Source organism: Mesorhizobium sp. M1A.T.Ca.IN.004.03.1.1, from assembly GCF_003997555.1.
Lineage (GTDB): Bacteria > Pseudomonadota > Alphaproteobacteria > Rhizobiales > Rhizobiaceae > Mesorhizobium.
The window spans coordinates 1-265 of the sequence record NZ_RZTV01000453.1 but is presented as its reverse complement, the minus strand read 5'-3'; the positions used below and the strand labels follow the sequence as shown (position 1 = coordinate 265).

General features: G+C 56.6%; 1 protein-coding gene. It reads right to left on the bottom strand.

Annotation, left to right across the window (positions count from 1 at the left end; all coding sequences use genetic code 11):
• Window positions 1–117: 117 nt before the first annotated feature.
• Window positions 118–265, bottom strand: a 148-nt coding sequence (locus EOD29_RS32400) for a DUF779 domain-containing protein (RefSeq protein WP_127248845.1), incomplete at its 5' end; no start/stop codon positions are given.

The window sequence follows — 265 nt, the reverse complement described above, 5'->3', positions numbered from 1 at the left end:
CCTCATCGTCCAATTTGCGTTTCATGCCCTTTGGCTCCCTTAGAGGCGGGCATGTTGCATCCAATTTTCAGGACGCTCGTTGCGCTGAGACAATGATAATGCAGTCCGCTGGCTTGCTCAGTCCCCAACAGCGCAGATGGTCGAGCGCGTCAGGAATCGTTTCTCGCGGCCATTGTCGAGCGAGAACATGCCGCCCCTTCCCGGCACCACGTCGATGATCAGGTCGGTATGCTTCCAGGCCTCGTATTGCGAGGCGCTAATATAG